This window comes from Psittacicella hinzii (genome assembly GCF_003585935.1).
Classification (GTDB): Bacteria; Pseudomonadota; Gammaproteobacteria; order Enterobacterales; family Psittacicellaceae; genus Psittacicella; species Psittacicella hinzii.
This window is the reverse complement of the sequence record NZ_NRJG01000088.1, coordinates 1-7,421: the sequence shown is the minus strand read 5'-3', so window position 1 is coordinate 7,421 and position 7,421 is coordinate 1. Positions and strand designations below refer to the sequence as shown.

Genomic DNA, 7,421 nt, shown 5'->3' with positions numbered 1-7,421 from the left:
TAGAGTTATTTAAAGTAACATTCTTCGCCGTAACATCAGCATCACCAGTTGCTGATACATCAGTACCGTTTAGAGTTACGTTACCTTTAGAAGCTGAAACTGTAGCGTTACCATCTGTTGCATTAACAGAACTATTATTTGCAACAACATCACCTTCAGTAGCATTTACTAATGCTGATTTACCTGAGATATTCGAATTATCTAAGGTTACATTAGCACCTGTAACGTTTGCTGTACCTTGTTCAGCTGTTACATTTGTGCCAACTAAAGAAGTGTTACCAGTTGCAGCGATTGTCGCGTTGCCAGTTTTAGCTGTGAAGTTAGAATTAGTAGCTGATACGTTACCTTCTGTTGCATTTACTGAAACATTAGCACCAGTTACATTAGAATTATTTAACGTTACATTCGAACCAGTAATACTTGCGTTACCTTTAACTTCTAAGCTTGTACCCGTTAAGCTTGTATTACCAGCCGCGATTGCTGAAACATTACCTTCAGTTGCATTAACTGTAGATCCTCTAACAGTTAGGTCACCAGTAGTAGCTTTTAAAGATACATCTTTACCTGAGATATTTGTATTATTTAATGTTACAGATGAACCTGAAACATTAGCTTGGTTACCAACAGTTATATTAGTACCATCAGAATCTACTATACCACCAGTAATAGTCGCATTATTTTCTGCTGTTAATTTAGTACCATTTGCTAGATTCACAGCATCTGTACCAGATACCGAAATATTTTCAGCATCAACAGTAGAATTAGCAACATTTACCGTAGTTGCTTTAAAGTTTGCGTTACCATCTTTAGCTTCTAATTTGGTTACATCTTTAACAGTCAAACCATCTGTAGCATTTACAATTAAATCTCCAGAAGTAGCATTTAATGATGAATTACCGATAGTAACATCACCAGCAGTTGCGTTTAAAGCAACATCTTTACCTGAAATATTAGTGTTATTTAAGGTTACCGATGTACCTGTAACAGCAGCTTGTTTACCTGCAGTAATATTAGTACCATCTGAAGCTACTGTTCCGCCTGTTACTGTAGCATTCTCTTTGGCTGTTAAATTTGTACCGTTCGCTAAAGTTACTGAATTTTTACCATCTACGGCAATATCTTTAGCGTCAACACTAGCATTAGCGATGTTTACCGTTAATGCTGAAATATTCGAAGCACCTTCTTTAGCTTCTAATTTCGTGCCGTCTTTAATAGACACTGCATTTGAAGCATTAACAGTAAGATTACCAGCTGTTGCATTTAACGATGAATTACCAATAGTAACGTCACCTGTTGTTGCATTTAAGGCAATATCTTTACCTGAAATGTTGGTGTTATTTAAGGTTACAGAAGTACCAGTAACAGCAGCTTGTTTACCTGCAGTAATATTAGTACCATCTGAAGTTACAGTTCCACCTGCTACTGTAGAATTCTCTTTGGCGGTTAAATTTGTACCGTTCGCTAAAGTTACTGAATTTTTACCATCTACGGCAATATCTTTAGCGTCAACACTAGCATTAGCGATGTTTACCGTTAATGCTGAAATATTCGCAGCACCTTCTTTAGCTTCTAATTTCGTGCCGTCTTTAATAGACACTGCATTTGAAGCATTAACAGTAAGATTACCAGCTGTTGCATTTAACGATGAATTACCAATAGTAACGTCACCTGTTGTTGCATTTAAGGCAATATCTTTACCTGAAATGTTGGTGTTATTTAAGGTTACAGAAGTACCAGTAACAGCAGCTTGTTTACCTGCAGTAATATTAGCACCATCTGAAGTTACAGTTCCACCTGCTACTGTAGAATTCTCTTTGGCGGTTAAATTTGTACCGTTCGCTAAAGTTACTGAATTTTTACCATCTACGGCAATATTTTTAGCGTCAACACTAGCATTAGCGATGTTTACCGTTAATGCTGAAATATTCGCAGCACCTTCTTTAGCTTCTAATTTCGTGCCGTCTTTAATAGACACTGCATTTGAAGCATTAACAGTAAGATTACCAGCTGTTGCATTTAACGATGAATTACCAATAGTAACGTCACCTGTTGTTGCATTTAAGGCAATATCTTTACCTGAAATGTTGGTGTTATTTAAGGTTACAGAAGTACCAGTAACAGCAGCTTGTTTACCTGCAGTAATATTAGTACCATCTGAAATTACAGTTCCACCTGCTACTGTAGAATTCTCTTTGGCGGTTAAATTTGTACCGTTCGCTAAAGTTACTGAATTTTTACCATCTACTGCAATGTCTTTAGCGTCAACACTAGCATTAGCGATGTTTACCGTTGCTGCAGAGATATTCGCAGCACCTTCTTTAGCTTCTAATTTCGTGCCATCTTTAACAACAGCATTACCTGTAGCGTTAACAGAAAGATTACCAGCTGTTGCATTTAACGATGAATTACCAATAGTAACGTCACCTGTTGTGGCATTTAAAGCAACATCTTTACCAGAGATATTGGTGTTATTTAAGGTTACAGAAGTACCAGTAACAGCAGCTTGTTTACCAGCTGTAATATTAGTACCATCTGAAGTTACAGTACCACCTGTTACTTGTGCATCTCCAGTTGTAGCATTAATAATAGTATTATTGCCTAAAGAAACAGATTCTGTACCTGATAACGTTACATCTGTAGCACAGATCACGGCATTATTAGCATTAATTTTATTAGCCGTAATTCCTGCTTGTCCATTTGCGGCTTTTACTTGAGCTCCATCTGTAATTGTTACTGTTCCAGTAGCAGATTTTACTGAAGCATTACCTGTAGTAGCATTTAAAACACCACCTTTAATTGTAACATCTCCAGTTTCCGCTACTACCTCCACATCGCTACCAGCAATGTTAGAATTACTTGCCGTTACAGTTGACCCTGTTAATGAGGTTTTATTACCTGCACTAATATTTATATTAGTTACTGTAGTACTACCTCCAGCAATCGTAGCATTCGTTGCGGCGTTAATACTTGTGTCATTAATATTTACACTTGTACTACCATTAAGATTTACCGCACCCTCAGATGAATTTAGTTTACTTCCTGTTACTGTGATATCTGTTGCTACAATATTTAAATCATTAGCAGCACTTAAATTTGACCCTGTAGAAGTGAATGTTGTTGCTTCAGCTCCAATATTACTTGCGCTTACATTCGTTCCTGCACCTAGTGTAATTGTTTGTGCTGTTAAGTTAATTGAACGAGTTACCGCAAATGAAGTATTAGATACACAAACTGTACCTGTTGGTGCTGATAAATTTAAATCACGTCCAGCAGTAACTGAAGTTCCAGAAACATTAACTAAATCATTACCACGTAAAAGAACATCTTGTCCTGCTTTTAAATTACTATTGTTAACAGTAACCTCTGTAGTAGATGCATTACCTAATTGTAAATGGCCACCCGCAGCGTTTAAAGTTGCTGATATTACATTTACTTTAGATCCATTCGCAATAATACTACCATTAGGATTTGATAAATTAAATGCACGAGTAAAGTTTACATTATTTCCTGCAGTAAAGATAATATCCTGACCTGCACTAATGCAATAGCGATCATCTAAAATAAGATCGCTACTATTTATAACGGTTACATCTTTAGCCGCACTTAAATTTACTTTAGGTCCAACTGTTGCTATATCTTCATTTATTGAAATATTCCCGCCAGTAGAATTAAAAGTGGAATTATCAATATTGTACTTCGTACCTTCAATAATGAAGTCTTTATAACTTGTAATATTTGATCCAGATATATTTACACTACTATTAGTTGATTTTAAATTTACTGAACCACATACAGCAGTTAAAGTTGCCCCATAAATACCTAAAACATTTGCACTAGTATTACTTGGAGTATTACCAGAATGTACTAAAGTAATATCACCAGTAGTAGCTGTAATTGAACTACGATTATTTACTTGGAAAGCCCAATCTCCTTGAGCTTCAACATATACACTTCCCGCTGTAATAGTCGAAAAGAATCCACTATTTGTTTTACAACCAATATCAATACCAATACCAGCAACTAATCTAAATTCATCTTTAACCTTAATTGTAGAATATTCTATTAAACTATTATATTTTGTTGATTTCGAATTAATAGTAAGAGATTTTAATGTAAAGTTAACACCTACTAAAGTAACATTATTATTAGAATTAATAACTAAACTTCCGGTATCTCCACCATTAATAGTCGTACGGTTAAGAAAAACACGATTATCTTGTTTATTTAGTTCTGTGGTATTTGTACCATTTACAGTTATCGTTAAAGTTGTACCGCTAGTCCAAGTAATATTAGCCTGTATTGCTGTAGTTATGCGATATAAAGCCCAGATTTCAACATCAGTTGTTGCAAGAGCATTCGAAATTGTTTGATCGTACCAAGCACCGGTATCTGGATTATTAGCAGTGTCGCCTTTAGAAATAGCTGCCTGATTTGGGTCGATTAACCATTTACCAGTAGTACCATTTGTCGCTAACGTATTAACGTAAACTTTCGTTCCTAAACCTAAAGTATGGCCTGATGTCTCAACAAAGGCACCTTTACCATTAGTTGATAAGCCTAAGAATGAACCATTAACTTTTGCGTAATTACCCCAGAAGTAAATTTCTCCGGCATTACCCTCGGTAGAAGAGACATTGATAACAGAACTATTTGTATCTTGAGTATTATTTGATAACTTAATGTTACCCTTTCCTTGCTTATCTCCCCCAACATAAACTATACCACCTTGGGCACCACTAGCATTAATGTGTGAGTTTCCTTCAAGAACAACTTTATTCCCTAAAACTTGTACCTTACCACCAGTTCCTGTTGTATTACTTACGTTAATAGTACCATTATTAATTACAAGGGAAGAATCCGTATTTCCTTGAGCTTGCTCATTGGTTGCACTTAAGTTTGTATTAACCCCCTCTGTTGCACCATAAAGCACTACTTCACCATTAGCATTAATCGTTGCTGAGCTTGCTGAAGTTGAATAATTCGACATAATATCTGCAAATTCAGTTGCAGAAGTATATCCATTAGCTACTTTACTTGCAGCTAGTACTGCTTTTTTTGCAACAATTTCACCTAAGTTAACCGCACGATTAGTCGCTGTAACCGTGTAACTAATATTAGGATTAGTTAAATCAGAGATAGTAATGCTATTACCTGCTAAAAGATACACAGTACCATTTTTTGCTTGTAAAGCTCCGGTATTGATTACATTACCTCCAATTAAAGCTAAAGTACCATCTTCTTTAACTTTAATCATACCTTGAGCAAGAATATTAGCTATTGCTTTATCTTTATCTTGATTAAAAACATATTTACCGTTGATAAAATCTTGATCAGCAATATCTAATGTTGAAGCTACTAAATGATTAACATCTACAACAGAATTTTTACCAAATACCACCCCTGCAGGGTTAACGATAAAAACTGCACCATTAGATTGTAATTGTCCGAGGATCTGTGAAATACTACCGCCAATAACACGGTTTAACACTGCCGAATCAGCATTAGCTTGTACGAACTTAACAATTTCGTCTTGTTGAATGTTAAAAGTATTCCAATTAATGATTGTTTTATTCGTAGAAGTAGTAATTTGCGTTAAATTATTAATTTCAGAAACAACAGCTGTACCGCAAACAACTTCCATTCCAGTACGCGCCGTACTTGCAAAACTCGGCACAACCGTAGTACCAACTAAAGCACTAAGAAATAAATTTGTCGTTAAACGACTTAATAATGGTCGATGAGAATTAGCATTATCTTGACTGTGCGAATTGTTTTCTATCGCTTCAGAGCTCGCAACTTTTCCCGTAATTGCATTAGTAGCTAATTCTGATACAGCGTCTAAAGATAGAGTTGAACGATTAAATTTTAATTTATATTGTTTATTCATAGTTTAACTTTGTAACAAAAATTGCCTATGGAAAACAAAGTAAACTGCAAATAAAGAGGAAGGAGATATTGATAAGGAAATTGTCATTAACTTACCATTAATAAAATCTTTTTTTAGAAGTTATTTATTCAGGTAAATTTAATATATGTATGAAAGATAAGTGTAACAAAATAATGAGTTCTATAGCTAACTACATGCTAATGTCATTATTTATAAACTTTGTATATTTACAAACACAATAACGGCAGCATGAAATAAGTAATGTTCATTAATCAAAATCAATAAAACGAAAATTGACAAAAATAGAATATTACTTATTTCATGCAGCCGATTTAAAACTTGTCATTATTTAATATCAAGTAAACTCAAATTGTTTATCTCTAGTTTTATAAACAAACCATATAAACTACTTGATCGTGCTTTATATTACATGATATATAAGGGGGATTTATACCACGGTAAACTAATGTTGAAATAACTAAATATCGCTATTTCATCTTGATATTAAGTAAAGACATATATTTATTAAAAAATATTTTGGATAAAATCATTCTTCCAAAATATTGAAATATCATAACTATAAAAAAGCCTCTACATTAAAAAGGCTATGTTTATTTTATGCTTGCATATACTTTACAAAGTAATCTGTAAAGTTTAAATCTCTAAAATAAGTAAACCTTAAGGTTTTATATAAATAGAGAGAAAAAAGTAAAAGAAATATAATTTCTTTTACTGCTTATTACTAATAAGCAGTTTTTTGCAAAAACTTATCAAAATCCGCTACTCTGCGGCATCTACTTTCTCTTTTCTTTGCGTTTACTCGTGAGAAAACCTATTAAATAATAGGTTACTCCTTACATTATGACTTTTTACAAAAAAATAGGATCATTAATACCTACAACATTAAAAAAATGTTACCTATGATGAAGTCAATAATAAACATAAGGTTATACAAAAATTAAAAGTTAGTTCTCTTAATTATAGGCTTATATTTTAAAACTATAGTACTAAAAATCGCACTACTAACTAAATTTCAAAACTATAGTTTTCAATCGATAGATATAAAAATACTAGCCTATGGTAACACAATAAACCACCTATAGTCACATTTCTAAATTTTGAGCAAACATTGTATGTAGAAATAGCTAATACATAAATAAATTTAATAACATTTTGATTTTAAGCACAATTAAAAGCAACTAATTACCTTTCATTATCAATAAATAGCTAATTTCGCGTAAACCAAAATTTTCCATTTACTTGTTTATGTCACTTCGATCAAAACAAAAAAGTCACATTTTATTAAATAAAGTAACATTTTTCTATCTTTTTTAGATAGCTCAAACAAGTCTAAAGTTATATAAAAAAGCTAAATATATATAGAGTTTTACATTTATTACCATATATATAAATCTTATTTTTATATTTTCGGATTTATTTTTTCTCAATAAATCTCTTATCACCTTACAAAAAGGAGTTGAAAGATACTATAAAAAGGGATACAACACAATATACTAGACGAACACAAAAAAAA

1 protein-coding gene is annotated in these 7,421 nt (G+C 33.1%); it reads right to left on the bottom strand.

The features are described from left to right. A partial coding sequence (locus tag CKF58_RS05075) for a two-partner secretion domain-containing protein (RefSeq protein WP_119531621.1) occupies positions 1-5,887 on the bottom strand: 5,887 nt, incomplete at its 3' end. Positions 5,888-7,421: the final 1,534 nt, after the last annotated feature.